Origin of the sequence: Pseudonocardia humida (genome assembly GCF_023898865.1) — a bacterium.
GTDB lineage: Bacteria > Actinomycetota > Actinomycetes > Mycobacteriales > Pseudonocardiaceae > Pseudonocardia > Pseudonocardia humida.
The window spans coordinates 71,590-95,779 of record NZ_JAGSOV010000017.1 but is presented as its reverse complement, the minus strand read 5'-3'; the positions used below and the strand labels follow the sequence as shown (position 1 = coordinate 95,779).

Genomic DNA, 24,190 nt, shown 5'->3' with positions numbered 1-24,190 from the left:
ACCTACCACCGGCGCCGCCGCCAGCTCACGCTGGGCCGGTTGACCCCGGTTGAGTACGAAGCAATGATCACCAGACCTGCCGCACAGGCGGCCTGACTGACCTGTCACCTATCGGTGCAGCAGTCCCCATCCCGCGCCGCTGGGCAGTCGAGCGCACGTTGGCCTGGCTGACCGCGCGCCGCCGCCTGGCCTGTGACTACGAACGCGACCCCGCGGTGTTCGATGCGATGATCTGCTGGGCCGCGATCAACACCATGCCCGCCGTCTCGGCCGCGGCGGACGACCAGCCATCCGCCGGCGGCGCCGGACGTTCCCGGCGCGCGGCTGACCCATCTCAACACGCTCCTGGTCCCGACTGGCTGAACGGCGAATCGGGACTCGTTCGCCGTGCGGAATCCTCGCAGGAATCGAGACGACTTTCGAGTTCCGAATGGTGGATGCGGAGATCGCCGTTCGAGTTGGGTCCTCGGTCAGTTCGGTCATGACCGGTCCTCCGGTTGCGGGGTGATCGAGGGTCGACGGGAGGTGTAGCCGAGGCGAGGGCGTCGGTCCGTCGGGTGTGGTAGGTAGCGAGTCCAGGCGTGGGTTGGCCGCCTGGCACACCTCGGTTCGGCAACAGCCACCCCTTCGTGGCGCAGTGTCGCCCGTTGGTGACGAAACCGCTGCGCAACCCGGTCGTTGTTCCGTGGTCGCCGCGCTGGCGTACAGAATTGAGGGAAGAGTCGAATGTCGTCATTGTCCAGGTACCTACCGGGTAGGCGTGGAACGCGGGCCGCCGCCATGCTGACCGGCTTGGTGGCGCTGTCCTCAGCGGCACTGCTGGCGGTCGCGGGGAGCGCTCAGGCGCAGACGGCGGTGTCGCTGGGCACCGCCGAAAGCTTCGCGGTTCTCGGCGCGGAGGAGGTCACCAACACCGGCCCCACGGTGGTGAACGGCGACCTCGGGGTGTCCCCCGGTTCCGCGATCACCGGGTTTCCGCCCGGGATCGTGAACGGGACGATCCACGCGGGCGATGCCGTCGCGGCCATGGCCCAGGGTGGCGCGAGGGCCGCGTTCATCGCTCTCGCGGCACAGCCCTGCGATGCCGACCTCACGGGTCAGGATCTGGGCGGCCTCACGCTCACGTCTGGTGTCTACTGCTTCTCGTCGTCGGCCCAGTTGACCGGCACCCTCACCCTCGACGCCGAAGGGGATCCCGACGCCGTATTCATCTTCAAGACCGGGTCCACGCTCACCACGGCTTCGGGCAGTGACGTCGTTCTGATCAACGGCGCCCAGGCGTGCAACGTCTTCTGGCAGATCGGCAGCTCCGCGACCCTCGGGACCGACACCACGTTCGTCGGAAACGTCATCGCCGAGGCATCCATCACGGCGACGACCGGCACGACCGTGTCCGGCAGGCTGCTGGCCTTGACCGGCGCCGTCACGCTGGACTCGAACGTCATCACGAGGGCGACCTGTGATGACGACGTCATCCCTGGTGATGGTGACGATGACGGCACCCCTGGTGGCGGTGACGATGACGGCACCCCTGGTGATGGTGACGATGACGGCACCCCTGGTGATGGTGACGATGACGGCACCCCTGGTGATGGTGACGATGACGGCACCCCTGGTGATGGTGACGATGACGGCACCCCTGGTGGCGGTGACGATGACGGCACCCCTGGTGGCGGTGACGATGACGGCACCCCTGGTGATGGTGACGATGACGGCACGCCTGGTGGCGGTGACGATGACGGCGCCCCTGGTGATGGCGATGGCAAGGGCCACGAGGGCAAGGGCCAGGAGGGCAAGGGCCACGACGGCAAGGACCAGGACGACAAGGGCCACCAGGACAAGGGCCACCAGGACGAAGGCCACCAGGACGAGGGCCACCAGGACAACCAGCAGCACCACAAGACCTCGTAGGGCCAGCGCACCACCACAGCGGCTGACCGCGGCTCCAGAGCCGCAGCAAACCGGCGACATGGGCTGATCGCCGCCGCGTCGGACAACACACGAACGGCTCCTGACCCGCGCCTGCGTTGGTCAGGGGCCGTTCGCCCGCGTGTGGCGGTGAAGGATCCGACCTTCCTGGATTGAGCCGACGGACTTGCCGGGGGTTCGGCCATGGAGCGGGCAAGCGGGTGGACGAAGTGCTGTCGACCTGACACAGCCCCGCCTTCTGTCGACGGCTGCTACTCCGGACGGCTGATCTCCCGACTGCACGTCCGTCGGCTCAGCCCGCGAAGGTTCGAATCCTTCACCTGCCACACCCCAGGGTCGACGGCCCCTGACCAGCGGAGACGCCGGTCGGGGGCCGTTCTCGTCGGCTCCGGGACGCGTGGCCGTCAACGGCCGAGCACGGTGTCCGTAGTCCCTGCACGGCACGGCGGCGCCTCGAGCCCCGGCAGGGCGGGTGGCTGGCGGTGCTCACGGGTGGAGCGGGAACTCCCCGGACGATCGAGGCCAGGACGGCGGCGGCGAACCTCAACGGCACACCCGTAGCGTCGTGGGCGCGGCCGTGCCGGCACGGGGAGTTCGCCCGATCCGGGAGCGGCCGAACCGGGTGGTCGGAACCGATCGGTTACCAGTGAAGTCTGATCAGAGGTAACATGGGTTCGTGCGCGAGAACCGGCCGCTCGACCCCGCCCCGGAACCGCTGGTCCCGGCCCAGGACCTGGTCAACACCTGGTTCGGCCGGCTCGCAGGCGACGCGGAGGAGGGCTTGGCGACCCCGGTCGACCTCGCCCGGTGGTGCCGCGCCCACGGCGTCGACGTCGCCGACGACGGGGTCACCGACGCCGACCTCGACCTGGCCCTGGTGGTCCGGGAGGGCGTGCGGGCCGCGCTCGCTCCGCACAACGACTCGGTGCAGCCCCAGGACGCGCAGGCGCTGGCCCGGCTGCGGGACGTCGCCGGCGAGCTGACCCTGGCGGTGTCGTTGGCCGCGGCGCAGCCGGCGCTGGTGCCGGTCGGGTCCGGGGTGCGGGCGATGCTGGCCCGGGTGCTGGCCGGTCCCGTCGTCGCGGGCGACCAGACCTGGCGGCGCCTGAAGGTGTGCCGGGACTGCCGCTGCCGCACGGCGTTCTACGACTACTCCCGCAACGGGTCCGGGGTGTGGTGCTCGATGGCGGCCTGCGGGGCCGCGAACAAGCAGAAGGCCTTCGTCGAGCGCCGTCGCGACCGCACCATCGCGGCGCGCGCCGCGCGGGGGGCGTAGCGGAGCCGACCAGGCACCCGTCCACCTCTCATCCGGCGGCGCCGGACGGGTCCCGTCGCGGTCGGGCGCCCGCGCGCTCGCGGCGGCGCTCGACCAAGCTACGGTGCTTGCTCGCCGTGCCGCGGCCCGCCATCGAGCACCACACCCCGGACCCGTGGCGCGACCGGTCGTAGAACGCGGTGCGGCACCTCGCGTCGCGGCAGATCCGCGCCCGTCGCCACTGCGTCGGGCCGGCGGTGACCGCGGCGGCCAGGGCGGCGGCCCGCACCGTGCGCACCCCGCTGCGGCCAGGACGGGTTCCGCGGGCATCACCTCGCCCCCGCCGGCACTTGACCTCAACCGGAGTTGAAGTTCTACGGTCCTGATCGACTGGCGCGAAGTCGTGCACACGACGTTCGAGGAGCAGGCAATGATCGTCACCATCGCCAGGGTCTCCGACCCCGATCGATTCCTGAAGGTCTTCGAGACCGTCGGCGTGGAGAAGCGGCGGCAACACGGCTGCCGGGGCGCCCGGGCCTACTTCGACCCCGACGACGCGCACCGGGTGTGGTCCGTCTTCGACTGGGACGCGAAGGACTACGAAGGGTTCCTCGCAGACCCTGACATCCCGGCCATCGCACGAGAGCTCGGGCTCCAGGCGCCCCCGGTGCACGCCGTCGCCGCTACCGAGCTCGACGCCTGACCGCCACACCGGGAGCTTCCCCATGGCTGTCACGCCCTCGCAGGCTCGCAGGTTCAGCTCGGCGATCGGCGACGACGCCGTCCACTTCGGAGACCGGATCCTCATCGCCCCCGCCCTCGGCAGAGAGGACAGCAGGTCGATGAGCGCCTACACGTCGTTCTTCCACGCGGGGGCGCGTGCCGACCTGCCGGCCCCGTACGAGGAGGTCTGGGTGGTGCTCAGTGGGGCGCTACGGGTGGGCGCCGGGGGTGACGCCGTGACAGTGCGAGCAGGCGACTTCGTGCACGTCCCGGAGCAGGCGCCCGGGATCGTCGAGGCCCTCGAGGACACCACGATGGTCTGTGTGTCGGTGCCCGCCCACTGAGCCTCTCCAGCGTGCTGGGCGGGCTCGGGCCGACGCGGTGCGGTGTCCTCGAGATGAGTGATGCCGCCACGACAACGGCTGACGCGGCGCGGGGTTCGCCGCCCGCAACGCGCTGGAAGATCCTCCGCAAGATCCGCTGCTGCCCGCACCGGGCCACCAGTCCGGTCAAGGCCGTGCTGGTCCTCATCCCGCAGATCACCCGGTCACTTGTGACCAGCTAAAGCTGTTGACGGGTCACAGTGTGACCGGATACGTTAATTGGGCGGTCACACCAGCGCCGCGCCGGAAGACCGAAGGAGTGGCCGACGTGTTCCGTGGCTTCGCGACCCTCAACCTCTACGCCGACGACCTCGTCGCCGCCCGCGACTGGTACTCGCAGCTGTTCGGCGTCGAGGCCTACTACGCCTACCCGGCGGCCCCGGCCGCGCCGGCCTACGTCGAGTTCCGCATCGGCGACGACGCCGACGAGATCGGCTTCATCGACCGCCGCTACGCCCCGCCCGGCGCCCGCACCGGCTCGCCCGGCGGCGCCGTCATGCACTGGCACGTCGACGACCTGCCCGGCGCGCTGGCCCGGCTGCTCGAGCTGGGCGCCACCGAGTACCAGCCGATCGTCGAGCACGGCGACGGCTCCGGGTTCGCCACCGCCTCGGTCGTCGACCCGTTCGGCAACGTGCTGGGCGTCATGCACAACCCGCACTTCCTGGAGATCGCGCAGTCGCGCGAGCCCGCCGTGGAGACCGTGTCGTGAGCATCGCCGACGGCGGGGCGGTGGACGTCGTGCACGCGAGCTGCCCCGCCGAGTGGCGCGCCTGGCTGGAGCAGCGGTCGGCCTCGCGGCCGCAGGCCTGGCTGGTGATCCCGCACGCCCGCTCCGGGCGGGCCGGGGTCTCCCACCGCCAGGCGATCGAGGAGGCGCTGTGCTTCGGCTGGATCGACGGCCTGGCCCGCCGGCACGACGCCACCTCGTGGCGACAGCGGTTCAGCCCGCGCTCGCCGCGCAGCGCCTGGAGCAGCATCAACCGGGAGCTCGTCGCGGAGCTCACGCGGGAGGGCCGGATGGCTCCGGCGGGGCTGGCCGCGGTGGCGACGGCCCAGCGCACCGGCATGTGGGAGCTGCTCGCCGACGCCCAGGCCGGGATCGTCCCGCCGGAGCTGCGCGCGGCGCTCGACGAGGTGCCGGGCGCGGCCCGGGGCTGGCTGGCGTGGTCGCCCTCGGCCCGCCGCGCGGCCCTGGAGTCGCTGGCCCGCGCCAAGCGGCCCGATACCCGGACCCGGCGGATCGCCGCCGTCGTCACCGCGGCGGCGGCCGCGCCGGTCGGCGGCGCTCCCTCGCCCCGGTGAACCCGGGCGCGGGCCACCTCACCAGGAGCCCGCGACCGCACCGATCCACAGCCCCGCGGCAGGGCGCCCGGCTACCGGGGCCCGGTCACCGGGTCCGCCACCGACACCCGGCGCAGCAGCCGCAGCTGCCCCAGCTCGGCGGCGTTCTTCATCAGCTCCGCGGTCACCCACGCGGCCATGTCGGCGACCGTCCGGTCGGACCCGGGCGGCCACGGGAACGGGGCGGGGGCGTCGAGGGCGTCGTCGGTCAGCTCGTCGAGCACGACCACCCAGTCGGCGTGCAGCTCGCGCAGCCACGTGACGGTGCCCGACGTGCTGCCCGGCCACGTGACGGCGGTGCGCTCGCGGGGAGGCCGGCCGCGGGCGTGGTCGAGGGCGGTGCCCCACCACCAGCCGATGTGCCAGGTCAGCCAGGCCCCGGTCGGGACCGGGACGGGGTCGAGCTCCTGGTCGGACCAGTCGGGCACCCACGCGCCGTCCGGGCCGGGGCGGACGGTCCAGCACAGCGGGGCGGGCTCCCACAGCAGGTCGTCGGGGTCGAGGCGGTCGAGGTGGTACTCCAGCAGCGACCAGGTCAGGTCGAGCTGCCGGCGCAGCAGGTCGGAGCGCGAGCCGGGCACCGGCGGATCGTGCCAGCCGCCGCCCGGGACGGGCAGCCGGTTTCGGGTCGGCACGCCCACCCGCGGTGGCGTGGAAATCGACCCGGGCCGCCGACCGCCGTGGATACGGTGCCGCGGTGCGGACCCGGCTGAGCCAGATCGTCGTCGACTCCACCGACCCGGCGGCGCTCGTCCGCTTCTGGGCCGCCCTGCTCGGCGGCGAGGCCGTCGACCGCGCCCGGGGCTGGTCGCACCTGGACGCCCCCGGGTTCCCGCGGATGGCATTCCAGCCGGTGCCCGAGGCGAAGGCGGTCAAGAACCGGCTGCACCTCGACGTCGAGGTCGACGCGATCCCGGACGCCACGCGGGTCGCGATCGGCCTCGGGGCGGTCGCCGTCGGCGGCGCCACGACCGACGCGCAGGGCTCGTTCCAGGTGCTGCGCGACCCGGAGGGCGACGAGTTCTGCCTGGTCAGCGGCTGATCGCCGCGACGATGTGTCCGGTTCGGGATCCGCGGGTACTCCCGGTCCATGCCCATCATGAACCGCATCCGAGGATTCCTCTCCAGCCCGCAGGGTCGCCGGGTCACCGACCAGGGCCGCCGCGCCGCCGCGAACCCGCGCAACCGCGAGCGCGCCCGCGGCATGCTCGCCCGCCTGCGCCGGCGCTGACGCCCGCGGCACCCCGAGACAACGGCCCCCGACCGCACCCCCCGCGGCCGGGGGCCGTTCCACGTCCGGGCTCAGCCGATCGCGGCCAGCTCGCCGACCGCCGCCTTCTCCGCGGCGTGCGCGGCCCGCAGCCGGTCGGCCAGCCCGGCGAACAGGTCGTCGCGCTCGGGCGTGGTCAGCGGCGGGGCGGCGTCCACCTCGGCGCGCAGCGCCCACAGCTCGGCGGCGGCCGCCTCGGCATCACCTGCCCCGGCGTCGCCCTCGGCCACGACGGCCTGCTGGACGGCCGCGGTCAGCTCCCGCAGCCGCGCGAACTCGGGGACGTCCACCGGCAGTGCGGTCTCCGCGACCTCGTGCCACGCCGCCGCGGCGGCTCGCCACGCGCGTGCGGCCGGGGCCGTGGCGCCGACCAGGGGTTCGACCTCCTCCAGGAACGCGGCGGTGAGGTCGCGCAGGTGACCGCCGGTCATGCCGGCGGGTGAGGCGCCCTCCCACACCGAGGTCAGTGCCCAGGCCAGGCCGTGGCCGTCGGCGAACACGCGCGGCCAGCCCTTCGCGGCCCGGGCGTCGGTCACCGTGCGGGCCCACTTCGCCCACGCGGGCAGCGCGAACGACGTCGACGTGCCGCCGAGGCGGGTGGCGCAGTCCGCGATCGCCTCCAGCACCGCGCCGCGCAGCACCTCCTCCGGCACATCGCCCTCCGGGCGGGGCACCACCATCAGGTTCCGGTACGAGCCGACGCGGGCGCGGGCCGCGTCGAACCGGCCGACGGGCACGGTCAGCGGGGCCAGGGTGCGGTCGTCGAGGCGGTAGCGGTCGCCGTCGCGCCCGTGCACGACGACCGGGTGCCCGCCCATCCCGTCGAGGATCGCCGGCAGGTGCCAGTACCCGGCGACGTACCGGTCCGGCCACACCAGGGCGGGTGTGCCCGCGTCGAGGGCGGCGCCCAGCGTGCGCGCCGCGGTCACCGCCCCGCCCGTGCGCTCGACGGCGGCCGGGACGCCCAGCCGCTGCAGCGCGGCCAGCGGCGCCCGGTCGATGTACTGCCACTGCGCGGAGAACCCGAGCACCACCGGCCGGCTGCCGTCGCGCTCGAACTCCCACAGGATGTAGCCGGCCCCGGGCCCGCCGGCCAGCCCGAAGAGCACCGCCTCGGACAGCTCCGCCCCCGCGGCGCGGACGCCGTGGTGGGCCAGGACGCCGGCCAGCGCCGCCGAGACCGGGTGCGTCCCGCCGCGGAGCCGGTAGCCCCCGTGCGCGACGGGTGCGGGCGCGCCGGCCACGTGCCGGCGCGCGGTGCTGTAGCTCTCGCCGGTGCGGGCCATCCGCGCGCGGATGCGGAGCTTGAGCTGCTTCTGACGGGTCATGACCGCTCCCACGGCCGGGCGGCGGGCGCGGACACCCACGCCCCGCGCACCGCCCCCGGCCGGTTGAGCTGGTCGTGCACCGGTCGTGGGCTCGGGCCGAGGCTCTCGTGGTCCCCTCCGCCTCCGCACCGCCGGGTCGCGTGGGGGCCCGATCAGGAGGTCCGGCGTGGCCGACGCCGTGCCGGGATTCTGGCACACGCGCCCGAGGACCAGAAAGGGCTCACCCGTGGCCGTCGACGTCCATCCAGCGGGACGTCGAGCAGGCCGTCGAGCGGGGCAGCCCGGCCCCGGCCAGCGCGCCCAGCAGGGCGGTGCGCCGGGGCAGCGCCTCGACGGCCGGGGCGCTGCGGGCGATGCACACGGCCGCGACCCCGGGACGCGGACGACGTCGTGCGAGCCGCCGCTGACGACCGTGGCCCCGCCGAGCGCGGTGCCGGGCAGCAGCGCGTCGGCGAAGGCGAGCTCGCGCTCGTCGGGTGGGCGGGGCCGCACGGCGGTTCAGGCCAGGTCGGCGACGACGGCGTAGTGGTCGGACGGCCACACGCCCTCGACCGCGTGGCCGGTGGCGCGCCGCACCGACCGCACGCGGCCGGTGCCGTCCGGGGCGGGCGGGCCGACGAACACGTAGTCGATCCGGACCGCGGGGTTCCATTCGGCGACGAACGGGTTGGCCGGGTCCCAGGTGGCGGCGGGCTGCGCCGGGTCGGCGTACTCCCAGGCGTCCAGCAGCGTCTCGTCCGCGACGGCGGGCGCGGTCTTGTAGCCGCCGAGCAGGCGGACCTCGTCGGAGTCGGGCCAGGCGTTGAGGTCGCCGGTGACGACGGCCGGGTGCGCGGTGCCGCCGCGGTGCTCGGCGACGAACCCGACGAGCGCGCGGACCTGCTGCTGGCGCTGCCCCGACGCCGCGGGCGCGGACGACAGGTGCGTGGTGAAGACCGGCACCGGGTGGCCGGGGGCGTCGAGGCGGGCGTGCAGGGCGAGCCGGCCGTCGTCGCCGGGGAGGTGGTGGACCTGCTGGTCGAGGACCGGCCAGCGGCTCAGCACGGCGTTGCCGATCCGCACCGAGAAGTCGCCGATGCGGCGCTGGGAGCGCTCGGGCGTCGGGGACTCGGCCCACGTCCAGTGCAGGCCCAGCTCGGCGGCGAGCAGTGCGGCCTGGTTGTCGCGGTCGTCGGCCCAGACCTCCTGGAGGGTGACGACGTCGGGGGCGAGGTGGCGCAGGGAGGCCAGGATCGCGTGCTGACGGGCCTCCCACGGGCCGAAGCGCCACCACAGGTTCCAGGTCACGATCCGCACGTGGCCACTCCCGCTCTCCGCACCGCCACGCCAGGAGGCTACGCGCCCGCACCTGGCCTGGCCGTGCTCGCTCCGGACGCTCGCCGACGCCGCCCGCCAGGAGCGCGCCCCGCCGCAACGCCGCGTGGTCCGCCACCACCGCGCGCACCCAGTGGCCACCGCGCAGACCGCGGGACGTGTGCGCGGTGGCCAAAAGGTGTGCGCGGTGGGCCGGGGCTGCGGGAGCATCCCGGTATGGACGTGCCGATCCGCGAGCTGGCCGGGGGCGACCACGAGCCCGTCGTCGCGCTGTCGCTGCGGGCGTGGGCGCCGGTGTTCGCCTCGATGGAGGCCGTGCTCGGCCCGTCCGGGGTGTTCGAGCGCTTCTACCCCGACTGGCGCGTCGCCCAGCGCGCCGCGGTGCTCGCCGCCTGCACCGACGCGGCGACCCTGGTGTGGGTGGCGGAGGTCGGTGGGGCCGTCGCGGGGTTCGTGGCCGTGCGGCTCGACCGGGCCGAGGGGCTGGGGGAGATCCACATGGTCGCCGTCGACCCCGACCACCAGCGCCGTGGCGTCGGCTCGGCGCTGACCGCGTTCGCCCTCGACCGGATCCGCGAGGCCGGCATGTCGGTCGCCATGGTGGAGACCGGCGGCGACCCGGGGCACGGACCGGCGCGGCGCACCTACGAGCGGGCGGGCTTCACCGCGATGCCGGTCGTCCGGTACTTCGCGGCCCTGTAGTCACGGCCCTGCAGTCGAGGTCCCGCGGTTCACGGGGCGGCGAGCCAGTCCCGCAGGATCTCCAGCAGGGCGTCGTGGGCGTCGATCTGGATCAGGTGCCCGGCCCCGGGCACCAGCCGCAGCGCGGCCCCGGGGATGAGCCCGGCCAGCTGGTGGGCGCGGGCGACCGGGATCCACGCGTCCTCGGTTCCCCACACGACGAGCACCGGCAGCGCGATCGAGGGGTACAGCGGCTCGACGGCGTCGGTGTGGCGCTGGTCGGCCTGGGCGATCTGGCGGTAGAAGGCGGGCTGCCCGGCGGGGCCCAGCCAGGGCGCGGTGAGCGCGTCGTGCGCGGCGGGCGGCAATGGCCGGTGGGCGGCGCCGGCGATGTAGGCGCGCACCAGCGCCTCGTGCAGCGGGGCCGGGAGGCGGGTGAAGACCTCGGCGTTGTCGTGCACGAGCCGGAAGAACTCCGAGCCCCACGGGGCCAGCGCGACCACGTCGACCAGCGCCAGCGACCGGTACTCCAGCCCGTGCAGCAGGTGCGCGCGCAGCGCCACCGCCCCGCCGACGTCGTGCGCGACCACCCGCGGCGGCTCGGGCAGCCGCCAGTGCCGGACGAGCTCGGCGAACAGCTGGCCCTGCTCGCCCAGCGAGACGTCCTGGTCGGCGGCCATCGTCGAGGCGCCGAAGCCGCGCATGTCCCACAGGTGCACGGTGAACCGCTCGGCCAGCACCCGGGCGATGGGGCCCCACAGCGCCGACGACCACGGGGTGCCGTGGCAGAGCACCAGCGGTGGGCCGGCGCCCAGGCGGGTCCAGCGGATGCGGTCGCCCTTCCAGGCGAACTCCCGGTCCAGCATCGGGTGATCATCGCAGGCGCGTCCGACCACCGACCAGGCCGAGCGGGAACGCCGGTGCGGTCTCCGCGCCCGGTCCCGCAGCCATAGCAGCCCGGCGGCGCCGGCGTGCGCGGCCCCGATGGAGAGCGGGACCAGCGCGAGCGTGGCGGGGGAGAACCGCGCGGGCTCCACCCCGGCGCCCCGCAGCGCGCGCCGCGCCCACCAGGTGAACGGGACCACGACGGTCGGCGCCGTGATGACACCGGGGGTGTACCCGCCGGTCAGCAGGGCCGACCCGACGTGCCCGGCCGCGTGCGCGCCGAACGCGGCCAGGGCGCCCTGGTAGAGGCGGCTGCGCCCGCCGGTGCGCGCGCCGTCGGCGGCGGCCGCGGCCACCAGCACGCCCATCAGCGCGACGGCGACGGTCATCCGCTCGCCGCCGGCGCCGATGCGGTCCCACACGGCGTCGGGCACCCGGGGCAGCCGGCGACGCAGTCGCGGCCGGGCCCGCTCGACCCAGCCCGGGGTGGTGGCGATCTCCTCGGCGTCGTGCACGGCCCAGGCGACCAGCAGTCCCCAGGCCGCTGCGGCGGGCACCCGGCCGGACGCGGGAGGTTCCATACCGACAGCTCACCACAGAGGGCGCAACGGGCCCTGTCGTAGGCGCAACTAGACCGATCGGGTGATCGACGTCGGTACGCACTGTGAACTGAACAGTCTCAGCTCCTAGACTGATCAGACGTTGCGTCGAGCCGGGTGGTGCCCGGGTCGGGAGGACGCCCGTGCCGCAGTTCGGCCGATCGAAGGATGGCTGATCCGGGGCATTCACTGCGACGGCGGTTGCGCGGAGAGTATCGGGACGAGGACCGTGCGCAGCGATCACCTGCAAACCACGTCGGCCTGGCCGCGGTCGACCCGGCGAAACGGTTCCCATGCTGATCGTCGCACTCTGCCGCCCCGCCGACGACTCCGTCGTCGTCGAGGTCGGTGGTGAGCTGGACGCGTTCAACTGCGGCCTGCTGGCCGAGACGCTCGGGCAGGCCGTCGCCCGCGGCACGGGCGCGGTGATCGTCGACCTGGCCCGCGTCGACTACTTCTCCGCGGCCGGGCTGCACTGCCTCGACCAGGCCGCCGAGCAGGCGGCCGCCGCGGCCCGGCCGATGCACCTGGTCTGCGCGGCCGACGGCGCCGTCCTGCGGGTGCTGCGCGCGGCCGGGATGAGCGCGCGCTGGTCGGTCCACCCCGACGTCGAGCAGGCCAGGCTGGCCTGCGCCGCGGCCGCGTTCGGCTGAGTCAGCCCCCGGCCTCGACCAGCAGCTCCCGCGCCGTGCGACTGCCCGGTGGCACCCCGTCACGGGCCATCGCGACCACGGTTCGCAGCAGCACCTCGTTCACCGGCGTCCGCACGCCGTGCGCGCGGCCCAGCGCCACGATCTCGCCGTTGAGGTGCTCGGCCTCCACCGAGCCGGAGCCGCGGCGCAGGCTCTGCCAGGTCGACGAACCACCCGGGCGGTCGCGGCCGCCCACCGGCCGCACCGACACGTTGCCCGAGCGCCGCTCGCGCACCTCGGCCGGTCCGGCGAACCCGATCCCGGCGGCGTCCAGGCAGCGCTCACCCTCGACGCGGGCCCGCTCGGTCAGCTCCGGCAGGTCGGGATCGTCGGGCCCGCAGGCGGCGTCGGCGGCGTTGCCCAGGTTGACCAGCAGCTTGGCGTACTTCCACGGCATGACCGCCTCGACCGCGCGGGACGAGTACCCGGCCGCGGTCAGGTCGTCGGCGATGCGGGTGCTCAGCTCGTCGGCGCCGGACGGGTAGCGGCCGACGTCGAGCACCCCGGCGACGGGTGCGGAGAATCCGGCCACCCGGCCCGGCTCCAGGTGCTCGGCGGGCACCATCACGTACACGCCCTGCACCCGCTCGAACCGGCGCGCTGCCGTCCGCTCGTTCGCCACCCCGTTCTGCACGCAGGCCACCGCCACGTCCGGGGCCGCGGCGCGCAGCTCGTCGAGCAGGGCCTCGCTGTCCTGGGACTTCGTGCACAGCAGCACGACGTCGTCGGCCCGCCAGTCGACCTCGGCGACCGTCCCGGCCACCGCCAGCGCCACCGTCCGGGAGCCGTCCGGCTCGTCGAGGCGCAGCCCGTGCTCGCGGATCGCCGCCAGGTGCGCCCCGCGGGCCACCGCCAGCACCTCCCGGCCCGCCTCGTGCAGGCGGGCGGCGACCACCCCGCCGATGGCCCCGGCCCCGATCACCACGTACCTCACCGCAGCAGCCTCGCCGGTGATCGTCGCGGCGTCCAGCCGGGGTCAGCGCCCGCCGCGCCAGCGGGCCGGACTCACCCCGTTCGCCCGGCCGAAGACGCGCGCGAAGTAGCCGGGGTCGGGGTAGCCGACCAGCCGACCGACCTCGCCGACGGGCAGCGCGGTGGCGGCCAGCAGCCGCCTGGCCTGCACCATCCGTCGCTCGGTGATCCACTCCTGGACGGTGCGCCCGGTGCGCCTGCGCACGGTCGACGTCAGGTGGCCCGGCGTGATGCTCACCGCCCTGGCCACGTCGCGCAGCGACAGCGGCTGCGGGTAGCGCTCCTCGATCACCGCGAACACCTCGGCCAGCAGCGGCTCGGCGTTGACCCGCAGGTCGTCGACGACGTCGGCGGCCAACCGGGACACCTCGACCAGCAGCAGCACCAGGTGCGCCAGCGCGGCCTCGCGGTGGCCGTCGGCCCGCTCGGCCAGCTCGCGGCGCAGCGTCCGGATGCGCGCCTCCCACTCCGGGCGGGCCTCGACCGGCACCGACAGCCGCAGCGCGCCCGTGGCGCCGCCGCGCACGAACGGGAACAGCAGGGGGTGCGCCCGCCAGGCCAGGTAGGCGCCGGGGACGTCGGGGCCCAGCGCGTCCGGGGTGAACGACACGCCCCAGCCGTTCAGCCGCATCGGCATCTCGAACGGGCCCATGACCTCCCCCGGGGCGACCACGAGCACGTCGCCGGGCGCGACGGTCAGGGTGCGCCCGCCGGTCGTCAGCCTGCCGCCCGCCGTGAGGTAGGAGATGACCGCGAAGTCGTGGGCGTGCTGGACGTCGCGCATGCCGGCGCCGGTGTCGCCGCCCATGCCCCAGACGGCCACCGGCAGCTCGCCGGGCCGCGGCGCCATGGCGTAGGTCGGCGGGTGGCCGGGGACGGTGTCGACCCGTACGGTGCGCATCGTCGGATCGTCCCACCCGGGCCGATGATAGGTACAGCATCGCTGCTCATGGCGGGTCCAGACTCGAGGGATGGACGCCACAACAGCGCATTCGGACACCGACCGGCCCTACCTCCCCGGGATGGGCAAGGACATCCTGATCCCCTTCTACGACGTCGTGCACCGGGTGTTTCGGGTCGGGCGGCTGCACGCCGAGATGGTCCGGCGCGCCGAGCTGGAACCCGGCCAGCGGGTGCTCGACATCGGCTGCGGCACCGGCAACCTGCTGCTCGCACTCGGCGCCCGCCGCCCCGACCTCGACCTGGCCGGCATCGACCCCGACCCCAAGGCTCTGGCCCGGGCCACGCGCAAGGCCCGCCGCGCCGGTGTGGCGGTGCGCTTCGACCGCGGCTTCGCCGACACGCTGCCCTACCCGGACGGCAGCGTCGACCGGGTGTTCTCCAGCCTGATGCTGCACCACCTCGACCCGCCGGTGAAGGACGCGACGCTGGCCGAGGTGCGCCGGGTGCTGCGCCCGGGCGGCGCGCTCGTGCTGGCCGACTTCGACGGCCACGGGCAGGGCCACGGGCGGGGGCACGGCCACCGGCGGCTGCCGTTCGGGCGGCGGATGGAGGTCAGCCAGCGGCTGCGGGAGAACGCCGGGATCGCGGACCGGATCGCCGCCGCCGGGCTCGTCCCCGACGAGCCGGCGCCCTTCGAGCTGCGCGTCGGCACCGTCGCGATCGTCCGCGCCGCCCGGAGGTCGTGAGCGAGGATGGCCCGGTGGATCTCGACGACACCCCCTACCTGGCCCTCGACCTCGACGTGCTGGACCGCAACCTGCGCCGGACCGCGGCGTCGGCGCGGGAGCGGGGGCTGGCGCTGCGCCCGCACGCCAAGACGCACAAGTGCGTGGAGATCGCCCGCCGCCAGCTCGACTCGGGGGCCGTCGGGCTGACCGTGGCCACCGTGGGGGAGGCCGAGGTGTTCGCCGACGCCGGTTGCACCGACCTGTTCATCGCCTACCCCGTCTGGGCCGCCGGGCGCCGGGCCGACCGGCTGCGCGCGCTGGCCGGGCGGGCCTCGCTGCGCGTCGGCGTCGACTCCGCCGACGCCGTCGAGGTGCTGGCGGCCGCGCTGCGCGGCACCCCGGCCGAGGTCGTCGTCGAGGTCGACAGCGGGCACCACCGCAGCGGCGTCGAGCCCGGCCGGACCGGCGGGGTGGCGCAGGCGGCCGAGCGGGCCGGGCTGGCCGTGGCCGGCGCGTTCACCTTCCCCGGGCACGGCTACGGCCCCGGCAGGCGCCACGCCGCCGCGGCCGACGAGGCCCGCGCGCTGGGCGCCGTCGACCTGCCCGGCCCGCTGCGCAGCGGCGGCTCCACCCCGACCCTGGACGCCGCCGACGCCGCCGTGCTCACCGAGGTGCGCCCCGGCGTCTCCGCGCTCAACGACGCCCAGCAGGTCGAGCTGGGCACCTGCGACTTCGCCGACGTGGGGGGCCCCCCCCGGGGGGCGCGGGGGGTGGGGGCGCGGCCGGCGCGGGGGGGGGGGGCCCCCCGCCCCGCCCCCCCCGCCCCCCCCCCCCCGGGGGGGCGGGGGGCGCCCCCCCACGGGCCGGCAGGTGGTGCTGGACACCGGCAGCAAGGTACTCGGCGCCGACCAGCCGGCCTGGGCCAGCGGCGGCGGCCGGCTGCCCGAGCACCCCGGCGCCCGGGTGGTGGCGCTGTCCGAGCACCACGCCACCGTGCTGTTCGACGGCGAGCCGCCGGTCCGGCGCGGCGACGTCGTGCGCGTGGCGCCCAACCACGTCTGCGCCGCGGTCAACCTCGCCGACGACCTGGTCGTGCTGCGCGCCGGCCTGCCCGTCGACCGGTGGGCGGTGGCCGCCCGGGGCGCGAACCGCTGACCGCTACGCGGCGACGACGTCGGCCAGCGCGCAGCAGACGTTGTCCGGGGCGCCGGCCGCGTGCACCCGGCGCACCAGCTCGTCCAGCACGGCCTCCGGATCGGCCGGCTCCAGGAGCACCGAGCGCAGCACGTCGTCGGGCAGCACCCGGTGCAGGCCGTCCGAGCTCAGCAGGTAGCGGTCGCCGGCCCGGGCCTGCTGCAGCAGCGAGTCCGGCCGGGACGGGGCCGCGTCGGCGCCGCCGTGCAGCGCCCGCACCAACCGCGTGCGCTGCGGGTGCGACTCGGCCTCGGCCGCGCTGAGCCTGCCCTCGTCGATCAGGGTCTGCACCAGCGTGTGGTCGTGGGTGAGCCGGGTCAGCTCCCCGTCGCGCAGCAAGTAGGCGCGGGAGTCGCCGATGTGCACGAGCGCCAGCTCCGAGCCCGACCAGGCCAGCGCGGTCAGCGTCGTGCCCGAGCCGGGGTCCGGCTCGTCGGCGGTGAGCAGGCGCACGGACCGCTCGGCGCGCTCGGCGGCCAGCCGCAGCGCGCCCAGCACGTCGCCGGTGGCCGGCGGCCCGTCCACCAGCGTGTCGACGGCCAGGCTGCTGGCCCGCTCCCCGGACGGGCCGAAGCCGTCGGCGACGGCGACGATCCGGGCATCGGCGTGCGCGGCGTCCTGGTTCTGCTCGCGCACCAGCCCGCGGTCGGTGCGGGCGGCGCAGCGCAGCACCAGGGGTCGTGGGGTGTCGGTCATCTCGGGTCCCTTCCCGGTCAGGTGGTCGACGAGGAAGGACGCCAGCGGTCGGCGCGCGGCGACGTCCGCCTCGACCTCCCGCCAGAAGGCGGCCACCTCGCGGGCCGCGTCGGCCCGCGACTGGCCGGTGACCAGCCGGATGCGGGCCAGCGGCATGCCGATCCGGCGCAGCCAGGCCACCAGCAGCGCGTGCTCCAGCTGGTCGCGCCGGTAGTGCCGGTAGCCGGTGCGCTCGTCGACGACCGCGGGCGTGAGCAGCCCCAGCTCCGCGTAGAGCCGCAGCGCCTTGGGCGAGAGCCCGCACGCGCGGGCGAACGCCCCGATGGTCAGCAGCTCCATCGACGTCCCTCCTCGTCGCCGGGTGCTCGTGCCCCGGCCCCACGACCGTCGGGCCTTCCCCTCGGGCAAGGTCAAGCCGAACTCGGTGGCCGTCCCGTCGGCCCGTGGGGCAGGGTGCGGGCCGTGCGTGCCCCCGTCGCCATCGTCACCGGAGTGGGCCGTCGCGTCGGCATCGGCACCGCGATCGCCCGCAGGCTCGCCGCCGACGGCGTCGACCTGCTCATCCAGTCCTGGCCCGCGCACGACGCCGGCCAACCGTGGGGCGCCGATCCCGGCTGGCCCGCGCCGCTGTTCGAGGAGCTGAGGGCGGGCGGACGGTCGGTCGTGCACGTGGAGGCCGACTTCGCCGACCCGGACGCCCCGCGGCGGGTGGTCGCGGCGGCCGTCGAGCGGTTCGGCGGCGTGGACGTGCTGGTCGCCAACCACGCCCGCAGCAGCGACCAGGACCTCGAACAGCTCACCGCGGCCGAGATCGACCTCAGCTTCGCGGTCAACACCAGGGCGACCCTGCTGCTGGTCAAGGAGTTCGCCGCTAGGCACGGCGGCACCCACCCCGGCCGGGTGGTCATGATGACCTCCGGCCAGCACCGCGGGCCCATGCCGGGCGAGCTGCCCTACATCGCCTCGAAGGGCGCGCTGCACCAGCTCACCGCGAGCCTGGCCGCGCACCTCGCCCCCCGCGGGATCACCGTGAACACGGTCAACCCGGGAGCGACCGACACCGGGTGGGCCGACCCGGCTGTCCACCGGGCGGTGCTGGACGTGGAGCCGATGGGGCGGTGGGGCACGCCGGAGGACGCCGCCCGGCTGATCGGCTGGCTGGTGGGGCCGGACGCGGGCTGGGTGACCGGGGAGGTAATCAACTCCACCGGCGGCGGCCCCTGACCGGTCACGGGGTGAGCCGGTCGGCGAGGGCGGCGGCCCAGTCCCGGTAGGACGTGGCGCCGGGGTGGAACCCGTCGGTGGCCAGGGCGTCGGCGCCGGTCAGCGTGGGCACGGGGGCGTGCAGCACGCCGGGGGCGCGGGCCAGGGCGCGCAGCTCGCGGTCGAGGGCGCGGGAGTGCCGGCCCAGCACCGTGCGCAGCGGCCGCGGCAGCGCGGGGAAGGCGCCCAGGTCGGGCACCCCGGCCAGGACCACCCGCCCGTCGGGCGGCTGCACCGCGCGCAGCGCGGCCACCATCGCCGCGACGTCCCGCCGCCACCCGGCGCGCCCGGTCAGCCGGAGGGTGTCGTTGACGCCCAGCACGACCACGGCGACGTCGGACGGCTCGGCCGCGGCCGCCGCCAGCAGCTCGGAGCGGGCCTCGCGGGCCGTGGCGCCGGTGCGGGCCGACACCCGCCAGCCCACCCGCCGCCCGCCCCGGTCGGCGAGCTCGTGGGCGAGCCGGGTGGCCAGGCCGTCCTCGATGCGCTCGACCCCGACCCCGGCGGCCGTCGACTCGCCCAGCACCGCCGGCGCCAGCGGCCCACCCGCCCCCACCGAGCCCGCGCGCGGACCGGCGGCCTCGGGCAGCACCGGGATGCGCCTGCGCACCCGCACCCCCTGGCCGAGCAGCACCGGGGCCAGCCGCACCGCCGCCGGACGGGACACCCGCACCCCCACCTCGCCCACGCCGACGACGCTAGTGGCCCCGACCGGCGCGGCGGCACGATCGCGCACGTGCGGCCGCCGCCGTCGACGTGGCCGACCGCCTGCCGCGGGTGCTCGCCCCGACGCTCGTGCTGCAGTGGCAGGGCGAGCGGCAGATCCCGGTGGAGGTTCTCCCGACGGCTCGCCGACGCCCTCCCGGACGTGACGCCGTGGGTGCTGCCCGGCTCCAACGCCGAGATCGCGCGGGCTCGCGCTCGCGGTGCACACCGTCGAGCGGCACGCGGCGAACCTCCACCGCACGATCGGGGCGCGCGGCCCGGCGCTCAGCGGTAGTCGGCCGGGTCGGCCTCCTGGCCGCCCTCGCGCACCTCGGTGATGTAGCGCCAGACGTCCGGGGCGCTGCCGTCGGCGTCGGTGAAGCCGTAGACCTTCGCCAGCTGGCCGCTGGACAGCGACTGCCCGTTCCACCGGGCGACCTCCGGATCGGCGGCCAGGGCCGCCACCGCGCGGCCCACGTAGAGCGGCGTCTCGGACACCTCGAAGCCGGGGCGGCCCTCGATCGCGTCGCGCCAGTTCTCCTCGGTGACGCCGAACGCCTCCAGCATCGCCTCCGAGCGCAGCCAGCCGGGCGTCAGCGCGACGGCGGTGGCCTCGTGGCCGGCCAGCTCGTGGCCCAGGGCGAAGCCCATCCGGTTGACCGCGACCTTGGCCAGGTCGTAGAAGAACGACACCCGGTAGGTGCTGTCGTTGTACGCGGTGGTGCCGTCGCCGACCTCCACGACGAGCCCGCCCGGCGTCCTGATCAGCAGCGGGATCGCGAAGTGGCTGGTGATGGCGTGGGTGTCGATCGAGAGCCGCAGCATCCGCAGGCCGTAGTCGAGGTCGGACTCCCAGACGGTGGCGTCCCACTCCACCTTCGTGGCCCCGAAGATGTCGTTGACCAGCACGTGCAACGCGCCCTGCTCGCGCTCGACGCGCTCGACGAGCGCGCGCACCTCCTCGGGGACGAGGTGGTCGACCCGGACCGGGATGCCCCGCCCGCCCGCCCGGTCGACCAGCTCGGCCGTCTCCTCGATGGTCTCCGGGCGGTCCATCTCCGAGGTCACCCCGCCGCCGCTGCGGCCGGTGACGTAGACCGTGGCCCCCGCCTCGCCGAGGCCGATCGCGATGCCGCGACCCGCGCCCCTGGTCGCCCCCGCCACCAACGCCACCCGCCCCGAGAGTGCCCCCGCCGCCGCAACCGTCATGCGCGCGACCCTAGGACGGGACACCGACAGTTCCGGCGCCACCGATGAGTACGGGACCGCGGGGAGGTCAGCACCCCATGCCCACGACGATCCAGCCGATCATCCTGACCACCGACGCCGAGCGCCTCGCCGCCTTCTACGCCGGCCTGCTCGGGGCCACCGAGACCCGCCGGGTGCCCGCCGACGGCCCGGTGTTCTTCATCGGGCTCACGGTCGACGACGCCGAGGTCGGCGTCGTCGCCGACGCCTCCGTCGACACCACCGTCACCCCGCGCGTCCTGATCAGCATCGACGTCCCGGACGTCGACGCCCTGCTCGACCGGGTCGGCGAGCTCGGCGGGAAGGTGCTGGGGCCGCCCAACGACATGGCGTGGGGGCAGCGCGTCGCCCACGTTCAGGACCCGGACGGCAACCCGGTCAACCTGACGCAGCCGATCTGACCCGGCCGAACCGGCCGGTCCGACCCGCGGCCGGGCACCTCCCGGCGTCCCCGCGCGTTGTCGGGGTGCAGACCCGCCGACCCGAGGAGACAGATGAGGTTCCGGTTCCACCGGTCCCGCCGCTTCGGCCCGTTCCGGTTGTACGTCGACGACCGAGGGGTGTCCTGGGGGGTGTCGCTGTGGCGCTGGTCGTGGAACTCGCGCTCGCGCCGCCACTACGTCGACACCCCTGGCCTGGGCTACGTCGAGCTGGGCAGGGGGCGGCGCCGCCGCCGCTGACGCACCCGGAGGTTCACGGCGTGTAGCGGTTCACGCGATCGGGTACTAGCCGGACAACGCAGCGTGCCCCCTTCCTGAGGAGAGAGGCCATGAGGTTCCGGTACCGCAAGTCGCGCAACATCGGCCCGTTCCGCTTCAACTTCACCGAGAACGGGTTCTCGTCCTGGGGGTTGAGCATCGGCCGCTGGTCCTGGAACTCGCGCACCCGCCGCCACACCCTGGACACGCCCGGCCCGGGTTACGTGGAGTCCGGCGGCCGCCGCAGGCGCTGACCCGCCGCGACACGACGGCGCCCCCGCACCCGCGGGGGCGCCGTTCGCGTGCCCGGGCGACCGGTCAGAGCAGGCCGACGGCCCGGCCGGCCTGGCGGCCGGAGAAGATGCAGCCGCCCAGGAACGTGCCCTCCAGGGCCCGGTACCCGTGCACGCCGCCACCGCCGAAGCCGGCCACCTCGCCCGCCGCGTACAGCCCGGGCAGCGGGGTGCCGTCGGCGCGCAGGACGCGGCCGGACAGGTCGGTCTGCAGGCCGCCGAGGGTCTTGCGGGTGAGGACGTTGAGCCGGACGGCGATCAGCGGGCCGTGCTTGGGGTCCAGGATCCGGTGCGGGGCCGCGGTGCGCACCAGGCGGTCGCCGCGGTAGCGGCGGGCGCCGTGGATCGCGGTGACCTGGAGGTCCTTGGCGAAGGGGTTCTCGATCTCGCGGTCGCGGGCGGCGATCTGGCGCTCCAGGTCGGCCGCGTCGATCACCGGCTCGGTGCCGTCGCGGCCGGGGCGGGCCAGCTTGTTCATGCCCGCCACCAGCTCGGCGACCGTGTCGGCGACGACGAAGTCCTCGCCCTTGTCCAGGAACGCCTGCACCGGGGCCGGGGCGCCGGGGCGGACCCGGCTGAGCGTGCCCACGACGCTCTTGCCGGTCAGGTCGGGGTTCTGCTCGGAGCCCGACAGCGCGAACTCCTTCTCCACGATCGTGCGGGTCAGCACGAACCAGGAGTGGTCGTAGCCGCTGGCGGTGATCGCGCCGAGCGTGCTCAACGTGTCGAAGCCGGGGTAGTTCGGGGCGGCGAACCGCCGGCCCGTGGCGTCGAACCACAGCGACGAGGGCCCGGGCAGGATCCGGATGCCGTGCCGGGCCCAGATCGGGTCCCAGTTGGCGATGCCCTCGGTGTAGTGCCACATGCGGTCGCGGTTGACCACGCGGCCGCCCGCCTCCTCGGCGATGCCCAGCATGCGGCCGTCGACGTGCTCGGGGACGCCGGAGATCAGGTGTCGCGGCGGCTCGCCGAGCCGCTCGGGCCACGCGGCCCGGACCATGTCGTGGTTGGCCCCGATGCCGCCGGCGGTGATGATCACCGCGGGGGCGGACAGCGTGAACTCGCCGACCTCGGTGCGGGAGCTCGCGGTGCCGCGGGCGGCGGCGGAGGGTTCCAGGACGGCACCGCGCACGCCGTCGACGACGCCGTCGGTGCTGGTGAGCCCGTCGACCCGGTGCCGGAACCGGAACTCCACCAGCCCCTTCGTCGCGGCCGCGCGCACCCGCCTCTCGAACGGCGCGACGACGCCGGGGCCGGTGCCCCACGTGATGTGGAAGCGGGGGACCGAGTTGCCGTGCCCGTCGGCGGCCCCGCCGCCGCGCTCGGCCCAGCCGACGACCGGGAACCAGCGCATGCCCATCCCGTGCAGCCAGGTGCGCTTCTCGGTGTTGGCGAAGTCCAGGTAGGCGGTGGCCCACTGGCGCGCCCAGTAGTCCTGCCCGACCGGGTCGTCGACGCCGCGGTCGAAGCCCGCGCTGCCCAGCCAGTCCTGCATGGCGAGGTCGTGGGAGTCGCGGATGCCCATCCGGCGCTGCTCGGGCGAGTCGACCAGGAACAGCCCGCCGAACGACCAGAAGGCCTGCCCGCCCAGGCTGGTCTCGGGTTCCTGGTCGAGCAGCAGCACCTTCTTGCCCGCGTCGGCGAGCTCGGCGGCGGCGGCCAGCCCGGCCAGCCCGGCTCCCACGACGATCGCGTCGGCATCCATGCCGCCACCCTGGTGGCGACCGGGGACGGGGGTCAAGGAGAGCGTCCCTTGCCATCTATACGGTGCCGTATATTATCGGGGTCATGGCGCACCCGGACGTCCACGTCCCACCGATGTCGACACCGCTCCTGCCGCCGGGGCAGCGGGCCGTCGCCGGCTTCCCCCGGTTCGGCAGCCACCTGCACCGCCCGCCCCCGCCGGTCCCCGACCGCCCGGTGCTGCTCGTCGGCGGGGAGTTCGACGAGCCGTTCCCGGTCGACCTCACCGACCTCGACCTCCCGACGACCGAGCAGGTCAGCGACCTGCACTGCGTCTCCGGCTGGTCGGCGGTCGGCCTGCGCTGGACGGGCGTCGGGTTCGGCGCGTTCTACGACCACGTCGTCGCGCCGCGACTGCGGCCGGGTCCCGACGTCACGCACGTCGTGCTGACCGCGCACGACGGGTACCGGGTCCGCGTCGCGCTGGCCGACCTCCGCGAACCCGACGTCCTGCTGGCCACCGGCCTGGACGGGGCGCCGCTGACCCCCGCGCACGGGGCACCGCTGCGGCTGGTCAGCCCGTCGCAGTACGGGTTCGTGAGCGTCAAGCACCTGCGCGGCATCGAAGCGCGGTCCACCCCGCCTGCGGGCCACCGGCGCACCCGGTCGACCACGGTGGCCGGCGGGCTCGTGCACGGGCACCGGCGGGCCAGGGTGTGGCGCGAGGAGCGCCACCCGCACCTGCCCGCCGCGCTGGTCCGCCCGCTCTACCGGCTGTTCATCGCCCCCGGCATCGCGCTCGGCGCCCTCGGCGCGCACACCCCCGCGGCCTAGCCCGAGACCACCCGCATCGCCGCCCGGAGCACCTCCGCGCGCGGCGCGCTGACCAGATCGGCGGCCAGCAGCTCGTGGCCGACGGCCAGGCAGAAGGCGAGCACACCGCGCGCCTCCGCCTCGACCTCGTCGGCGCCGAGCGCGGCGAACTGCTCGCGCAGGAACGCCATCCGCCGGTTGTCCACCCGGCGCAGGCGGGCGGCCACGGCCGGGTCCCGCCGGGCCCAGTCGCGCACGGCCAGGTCGACGGCGCGCAGCCGCTCGTGGAAGGTGAGCAGGCCGGCGCGCAGGATCCGGGTCCTGGCGTCGCCGTCCAGGCCGGCGAGTGCGGCGTCGACGTCGTCGACGCTCTCCCGCTCCCAGGTGTCCAGCATCGCCTCCAGCAGCTCGCCCCGGTCGGCGAACTGGCCGTAGAAGCCGCCCTTGGTCACGCCGAGCCCGGCGGCCAGCACCTCCACGCGCACGGCGTCGGGACCACCGGTGGCCAGCACCGCCAGCCCCTGCTCGATCCATCGGCTGCGCGGCGTTCGCGTGCGGGCTCCCACCGCCCGAGTATCCCGCCCGCCCGCT

Annotated in this window: 31 protein-coding genes and 1 pseudogene; 18 read left to right on the top strand and 14 right to left on the bottom strand. The window is 75.4% G+C overall.

What is annotated here, in order from left to right; all coding sequences use genetic code 11:
• The first annotated feature begins 795 nt into the window (after nucleotides 1-795).
• Both KDL28_RS42400 and KDL28_RS08370 read left to right on the top strand, forming a co-directional pair.
• The gene (locus KDL28_RS42400) at nucleotides 796-1,911 is read left to right on the top strand and encodes an ice-binding family protein (protein ID WP_252436798.1); all 1,116 of its coding nucleotides are present in this window, start codon (nucleotides 796-798) and stop codon (nucleotides 1,909-1,911) included.
• Nucleotides 1,912-2,605: 694 nt separating this feature from the next.
• Nucleotides 2,606-3,205, top strand: a complete 600-nt coding sequence (locus KDL28_RS08370; RefSeq protein WP_252436791.1) for a CGNR zinc finger domain-containing protein — start codon at nucleotides 2,606-2,608, stop codon at nucleotides 3,203-3,205.
• 28 nt (nucleotides 3,206-3,233) lie between these two features.
• On the opposite strand, the gene KDL28_RS41380 is transcribed toward KDL28_RS08370, so the two are convergent.
• Entirely contained in the window at nucleotides 3,234-3,473 is a 240-nt protein-coding gene (locus tag KDL28_RS41380; RefSeq protein ID WP_252436790.1) for a CGNR zinc finger domain-containing protein, read from the bottom strand.
• Nucleotides 3,474-3,614: 141 nt separating this feature from the next.
• Between KDL28_RS41380 and KDL28_RS08360 the strand changes: the two genes are divergently transcribed.
• From KDL28_RS08360 to KDL28_RS41375, 4 genes are all read left to right on the top strand, one after another.
• The gene (locus KDL28_RS08360) at nucleotides 3,615-3,887 is read left to right on the top strand and encodes a hypothetical protein (RefSeq protein ID WP_252436789.1); all 273 of its coding nucleotides are present in this window, start codon (nucleotides 3,615-3,617) and stop codon (nucleotides 3,885-3,887) included.
• A gap of 22 nt (nucleotides 3,888-3,909) precedes the next feature.
• Complete coding sequence (locus tag KDL28_RS08355) at nucleotides 3,910-4,251, top strand: cupin domain-containing protein (protein WP_252436788.1); 342 nt, start codon at nucleotides 3,910-3,912, stop codon at nucleotides 4,249-4,251.
• A 307-nt stretch (nucleotides 4,252-4,558) separates the two neighbouring features.
• Entirely contained in the window at nucleotides 4,559-5,002 is a 444-nt protein-coding gene (locus KDL28_RS08350; RefSeq protein ID WP_252436787.1) for a VOC family protein, read from the top strand.
• A complete protein-coding gene (locus tag KDL28_RS41375) occupies nucleotides 4,999-5,595 on the top strand; it encodes a YdeI/OmpD-associated family protein (protein ID WP_252436786.1) in 597 nt (198 codons plus the stop codon). The genes KDL28_RS08350 and KDL28_RS41375 overlap by 4 nt, the downstream gene beginning before the upstream one ends.
• 71 nt (nucleotides 5,596-5,666) lie before the next feature.
• Here KDL28_RS41375 and KDL28_RS08340 read toward each other — a convergent pair whose 3' ends face one another.
• On the bottom strand, nucleotides 5,667-6,215 hold the full coding sequence (locus KDL28_RS08340) for a DinB family protein (protein ID WP_252436785.1): 549 nt from the start codon (nucleotides 6,213-6,215) through the stop codon (nucleotides 5,667-5,669).
• Nucleotides 6,216-6,331: 116 nt separating this feature from the next.
• Between KDL28_RS08340 and KDL28_RS08335 the strand changes: the two genes are divergently transcribed.
• Together KDL28_RS08335 and KDL28_RS08330 are read left to right on the top strand one after the other, a co-directional pair.
• Nucleotides 6,332-6,676, top strand: a complete 345-nt coding sequence (locus KDL28_RS08335; protein ID WP_252436784.1) for a VOC family protein — start codon at nucleotides 6,332-6,334, stop codon at nucleotides 6,674-6,676.
• Between the two features lie 48 nt (nucleotides 6,677-6,724).
• Nucleotides 6,725-6,865, top strand: coding sequence for a hypothetical protein (locus tag KDL28_RS08330; RefSeq protein WP_252436783.1), 141 nt, complete (start codon nucleotides 6,725-6,727; stop codon nucleotides 6,863-6,865).
• 71 nt (nucleotides 6,866-6,936) lie between these two features.
• Here the strand turns inward: KDL28_RS08330 and KDL28_RS08325 are convergent, their stop codons facing one another.
• From KDL28_RS08325 to KDL28_RS08315, 3 genes are all read right to left on the bottom strand, one after another.
• Nucleotides 6,937-8,232 carry a BtrH N-terminal domain-containing protein gene (locus KDL28_RS08325; protein ID WP_252436782.1) on the bottom strand — a complete coding sequence of 432 codons (1,296 nt, stop codon included), beginning with the start codon at nucleotides 8,230-8,232 and terminating at the stop codon, nucleotides 6,937-6,939.
• A gap of 220 nt (nucleotides 8,233-8,452) precedes the next feature.
• A complete protein-coding gene (locus tag KDL28_RS08320) occupies nucleotides 8,453-8,593 on the bottom strand; it encodes a hypothetical protein (RefSeq protein ID WP_252436781.1) in 141 nt (46 codons plus the stop codon).
• A 137-nt stretch (nucleotides 8,594-8,730) separates the two neighbouring features.
• Complete coding sequence (locus tag KDL28_RS08315) at nucleotides 8,731-9,528, bottom strand: endonuclease/exonuclease/phosphatase family protein (protein WP_252436780.1); 798 nt, start codon at nucleotides 9,526-9,528, stop codon at nucleotides 8,731-8,733.
• Between the two features lie 234 nt (nucleotides 9,529-9,762).
• Here KDL28_RS08315 and KDL28_RS08310 point away from each other — a divergent pair, with 234 nt between their 5' ends.
• Nucleotides 9,763-10,248 carry a GNAT family N-acetyltransferase gene (locus tag KDL28_RS08310; protein ID WP_252436779.1) on the top strand — a complete coding sequence of 162 codons (486 nt, stop codon included), beginning with the start codon at nucleotides 9,763-9,765 and terminating at the stop codon, nucleotides 10,246-10,248.
• Nucleotides 10,249-10,277: 29 nt separating this feature from the next.
• On the opposite strand, the gene KDL28_RS08305 is transcribed toward KDL28_RS08310, so the two are convergent.
• Nucleotides 10,278-11,693, bottom strand: coding sequence for an alpha/beta fold hydrolase (locus KDL28_RS08305; protein ID WP_252436778.1), 1,416 nt, complete (start codon nucleotides 11,691-11,693; stop codon nucleotides 10,278-10,280).
• 311 nt (nucleotides 11,694-12,004) lie between these two features.
• Here KDL28_RS08305 and KDL28_RS08300 point away from each other — a divergent pair, with 311 nt between their 5' ends.
• Nucleotides 12,005-12,364: an STAS domain-containing protein gene (locus KDL28_RS08300; protein WP_252436777.1), complete on the top strand. Its 360-nt coding sequence runs from the start codon at nucleotides 12,005-12,007 to the stop codon at nucleotides 12,362-12,364.
• 1 nt (nucleotide 12,365) lies between these two features.
• Here the strand turns inward: KDL28_RS08300 and KDL28_RS08295 are convergent, their stop codons facing one another.
• Nucleotides 12,366-13,337 (bottom strand): ketopantoate reductase family protein, encoded by a 972-nt coding sequence (locus KDL28_RS08295; protein ID WP_252436776.1) that lies wholly within the window; start codon nucleotides 13,335-13,337, stop codon nucleotides 12,366-12,368.
• A gap of 42 nt (nucleotides 13,338-13,379) precedes the next feature.
• Entirely contained in the window at nucleotides 13,380-14,276 is an 897-nt protein-coding gene (locus KDL28_RS08290; protein ID WP_252436775.1) for an AraC family transcriptional regulator, read from the bottom strand.
• 70 nt (nucleotides 14,277-14,346) lie between these two features.
• On the opposite strand from KDL28_RS08290, the gene KDL28_RS08285 reads away from it, so the two are divergent.
• On the top strand, nucleotides 14,347-15,024 hold the full coding sequence (locus KDL28_RS08285; protein WP_252436774.1) for a class I SAM-dependent methyltransferase: 678 nt from the start codon (nucleotides 14,347-14,349) through the stop codon (nucleotides 15,022-15,024).
• Nucleotides 15,021-15,635, top strand: a pseudogene (locus tag KDL28_RS08280) (alanine racemase); the annotation flags it as partial. The gene KDL28_RS08285 and the pseudogene KDL28_RS08280, both read left to right, overlap by 4 nt.
• Here KDL28_RS08280 and KDL28_RS08275 read toward each other — a convergent pair.
• Entirely contained in the window at nucleotides 15,542-15,730 is a 189-nt protein-coding gene (locus KDL28_RS08275) for a hypothetical protein (RefSeq protein ID WP_252436773.1), read from the bottom strand. The pseudogene KDL28_RS08280 and the gene KDL28_RS08275 sit on opposite strands and share 94 nt — an antisense overlap.
• Nucleotides 15,731-15,876: 146 nt before the next feature.
• On the opposite strand from KDL28_RS08275, the gene KDL28_RS08270 reads away from it, so the two are divergent.
• Nucleotides 15,877-16,161 (top strand): type III PLP-dependent enzyme domain-containing protein, encoded by a 285-nt coding sequence (locus KDL28_RS08270; RefSeq protein ID WP_252436772.1) that lies wholly within the window; start codon nucleotides 15,877-15,879, stop codon nucleotides 16,159-16,161.
• A 3-nt stretch (nucleotides 16,162-16,164) separates the two neighbouring features.
• On the opposite strand, the gene KDL28_RS08265 is transcribed toward KDL28_RS08270, so the two are convergent.
• On the bottom strand, nucleotides 16,165-17,235 hold the full coding sequence (locus KDL28_RS08265; RefSeq protein ID WP_252436771.1) for a MerR family transcriptional regulator: 1,071 nt from the start codon (nucleotides 17,233-17,235) through the stop codon (nucleotides 16,165-16,167).
• Between the two features lie 123 nt (nucleotides 17,236-17,358).
• Here KDL28_RS08265 and KDL28_RS08260 point away from each other — a divergent pair, with 123 nt between their 5' ends.
• A complete protein-coding gene (locus KDL28_RS08260; RefSeq protein ID WP_252436770.1) occupies nucleotides 17,359-18,120 on the top strand; it encodes an SDR family oxidoreductase in 762 nt (253 codons plus the stop codon).
• Between the two features lie 4 nt (nucleotides 18,121-18,124).
• On the opposite strand, the gene KDL28_RS08255 is transcribed toward KDL28_RS08260, so the two are convergent.
• Nucleotides 18,125-18,847, bottom strand: coding sequence for an SGNH/GDSL hydrolase family protein (locus KDL28_RS08255; protein WP_252436769.1), 723 nt, complete (start codon nucleotides 18,845-18,847; stop codon nucleotides 18,125-18,127).
• A 302-nt stretch (nucleotides 18,848-19,149) separates the two neighbouring features.
• Nucleotides 19,150-20,073: an SDR family oxidoreductase gene (locus KDL28_RS08250; RefSeq protein WP_252436768.1), complete on the bottom strand. Its 924-nt coding sequence runs from the start codon at nucleotides 20,071-20,073 to the stop codon at nucleotides 19,150-19,152.
• Nucleotides 20,074-20,150: 77 nt separating this feature from the next.
• On the opposite strand from KDL28_RS08250, the gene KDL28_RS08245 reads away from it, so the two are divergent.
• The 3 genes from KDL28_RS08245 (at nucleotide 20,151) to KDL28_RS08235 (ending at nucleotide 21,064) form a co-directional block, all read left to right on the top strand.
• Nucleotides 20,151-20,513: a VOC family protein gene (locus KDL28_RS08245; RefSeq protein ID WP_252436767.1), complete on the top strand. Its 363-nt coding sequence runs from the start codon at nucleotides 20,151-20,153 to the stop codon at nucleotides 20,511-20,513.
• Nucleotides 20,514-20,606: 93 nt separating this feature from the next.
• The gene (locus KDL28_RS08240) at nucleotides 20,607-20,792 is read left to right on the top strand and encodes a DUF4236 domain-containing protein (protein WP_252436766.1); all 186 of its coding nucleotides are present in this window, start codon (nucleotides 20,607-20,609) and stop codon (nucleotides 20,790-20,792) included.
• A gap of 89 nt (nucleotides 20,793-20,881) precedes the next feature.
• Complete coding sequence (locus KDL28_RS08235) at nucleotides 20,882-21,064, top strand: DUF4236 domain-containing protein (RefSeq protein ID WP_252436765.1); 183 nt, start codon at nucleotides 20,882-20,884, stop codon at nucleotides 21,062-21,064.
• 64 nt (nucleotides 21,065-21,128) lie between these two features.
• Here the strand turns inward: KDL28_RS08235 and KDL28_RS08230 are convergent, their stop codons facing one another.
• Nucleotides 21,129-22,808 (bottom strand): FAD-binding dehydrogenase, encoded by a 1,680-nt coding sequence (locus tag KDL28_RS08230; protein WP_252436764.1) that lies wholly within the window; start codon nucleotides 22,806-22,808, stop codon nucleotides 21,129-21,131.
• Nucleotides 22,809-22,891: 83 nt separating this feature from the next.
• Between KDL28_RS08230 and KDL28_RS08225 the strand changes: the two genes are divergently transcribed.
• On the top strand, nucleotides 22,892-23,620 hold the full coding sequence (locus KDL28_RS08225) for a molybdopterin-dependent oxidoreductase (protein ID WP_252436763.1): 729 nt from the start codon (nucleotides 22,892-22,894) through the stop codon (nucleotides 23,618-23,620).
• Here KDL28_RS08225 and KDL28_RS08220 read toward each other — a convergent pair.
• Complete coding sequence (locus tag KDL28_RS08220) at nucleotides 23,617-24,165, bottom strand: TetR/AcrR family transcriptional regulator (protein ID WP_252436762.1); 549 nt, start codon at nucleotides 24,163-24,165, stop codon at nucleotides 23,617-23,619. The genes KDL28_RS08225 and KDL28_RS08220 overlap by 4 nt on opposite strands.
• Nucleotides 24,166-24,190 lie beyond the last annotated feature (25 nt).

Coding starts and splice junctions, on each gene's coding strand:
- KDL28_RS08360 (WP_252436789.1), top strand. CDS start 3,615: ATGATCGTCACCATCGCCAGGGTCTCCGACCCCGATCGATTCCTGAAG.
- KDL28_RS08355 (WP_252436788.1), top strand. CDS start 3,910: ATGGCTGTCACGCCCTCGCAGGCTCGCAGGTTCAGCTCGGCGATCGGC.
- KDL28_RS08330 (WP_252436783.1), top strand. CDS start 6,725: ATGCCCATCATGAACCGCATCCGAGGATTCCTCTCCAGCCCGCAGGGT.
- KDL28_RS08325 (WP_252436782.1), bottom strand. CDS start 8,232: ATGACCCGTCAGAAGCAGCTCAAGCTCCGCATCCGCGCGCGGATGGCC.
- KDL28_RS08310 (WP_252436779.1), top strand. CDS start 9,763: ATGGACGTGCCGATCCGCGAGCTGGCCGGGGGCGACCACGAGCCCGTC.
- KDL28_RS08305 (WP_252436778.1), bottom strand. CDS start 11,693: ATGGAACCTCCCGCGTCCGGCCGGGTGCCCGCCGCAGCGGCCTGGGGA.
- KDL28_RS08300 (WP_252436777.1), top strand. CDS start 12,005: ATGCTGATCGTCGCACTCTGCCGCCCCGCCGACGACTCCGTCGTCGTC.
- KDL28_RS08290 (WP_252436775.1), bottom strand. CDS start 14,276: ATGCGCACCGTACGGGTCGACACCGTCCCCGGCCACCCGCCGACCTAC.
- KDL28_RS08285 (WP_252436774.1), top strand. CDS start 14,347: ATGGACGCCACAACAGCGCATTCGGACACCGACCGGCCCTACCTCCCC.
- KDL28_RS08265 (WP_252436771.1), bottom strand. CDS start 17,235: ATGGAGCTGCTGACCATCGGGGCGTTCGCCCGCGCGTGCGGGCTCTCG.
- KDL28_RS08250 (WP_252436768.1), bottom strand. CDS start 20,073: ATGACGGTTGCGGCGGCGGGGGCACTCTCGGGGCGGGTGGCGTTGGTG.
- KDL28_RS08245 (WP_252436767.1), top strand. CDS start 20,151: ATGCCCACGACGATCCAGCCGATCATCCTGACCACCGACGCCGAGCGC.
- KDL28_RS08240 (WP_252436766.1), top strand. CDS start 20,607: ATGAGGTTCCGGTTCCACCGGTCCCGCCGCTTCGGCCCGTTCCGGTTG.
- KDL28_RS08235 (WP_252436765.1), top strand. CDS start 20,882: ATGAGGTTCCGGTACCGCAAGTCGCGCAACATCGGCCCGTTCCGCTTC.
- KDL28_RS08230 (WP_252436764.1), bottom strand. CDS start 22,808: ATGGATGCCGACGCGATCGTCGTGGGAGCCGGGCTGGCCGGGCTGGCC.
- KDL28_RS08225 (WP_252436763.1), top strand. CDS start 22,892: ATGGCGCACCCGGACGTCCACGTCCCACCGATGTCGACACCGCTCCTG.